The sequence below is a fragment of the Vibrio sp. 2130-1 genome (genome assembly GCF_033339515.1).
This window is the reverse complement of the sequence record NZ_JAWOUT010000097.1, coordinates 1-996: the sequence shown is the minus strand read 5'-3', so window position 1 is coordinate 996 and position 996 is coordinate 1. Positions and strand designations below refer to the sequence as shown.

Genomic DNA, 996 nt, shown 5'->3' with positions numbered 1-996 from the left:
ATCTCGTCTGAGCTCGTATGGAATGAAAATGGTCGCCATGAACTGTTTATCGAATCGGGAGTGTTTAAGCTCTTGCCTGATAAGCAAGGTTGGAAAGTAAATGGTCACTCACTTCAAATTCGCACCGATGACAAATCCTGGCCTGAACTTGATGCGGCTTTTGACTGGCAACCAGATGGCTGGAAGCTCAACCTTTCTCAGCTCGACATTGAGGCGTTGATTCCACTCGTTAAGCTCGCGCCGGAATCGGAATCAACCAGTGACTTACTCAATAAATTAGCGCCGAAAGGTCGTGTTGAAGACATTCGCTTAGCCATGAATGGTGGCTTAGATACGGTGCGTTATTCGGCGGACCTCGATGAGTTAGCTATGACTCAATGGGAACTGTTGCCGGGCTTTCAACATGTGCAAGGCAGCGTTGCGGGTGACTTGAAGCAAGCGAAAGCGAAAGTCACGGTCATTGATGATGTTTTCCCGTACGGGGATGTATTCCAAGCCCCATTGAACATCAAGCAAGGCGAAGTCGACATCATCTGGCAGCAAGATGAGACAGGTTGGCGTTTGTGGTCGGATAAAGTCACGGCTGCGACTCCGGACCTTCAAGTGTTGGGCGCATTTCGACTCGATTTCCCTAAAGAGCAAAGCCCATTCCTATCGTTTTACGCTGAGGCGGATCTCTACAACGCTGGTGAAACTTGGCGTTACTTGCCAACCTTGGCATTAGGCCAAGATCTGACTGATTACCTATCGACCGCCATTCAAGGCGGTAAAGTAAACACAGCCAAATTACTGTGGTATGGCGAGTTAGGAGATTTTCCTTACAAAGAGCACAACGGCATGTTTCAGGCATGGGTTGGCTTAAAAGACGCGAAATTCAGTTTTGATACTGCGTGGCCAACCATTACCGACTTGCAGCTTGAGCTATTGTTTGAAAACGACGCCATGTATCTGGATTCCAAATCGGCGACGTTAAATGGCGTTCACGCTAAACGCATC

General features: G+C 48.4%; 1 protein-coding gene. It reads left to right on the top strand.

Annotated elements, in window-relative coordinates:
- A partial coding sequence (locus tag R7Q09_RS24460; protein ID WP_318143733.1) for a DUF3971 domain-containing protein occupies positions 1-996 on the top strand: 996 nt, incomplete at both ends.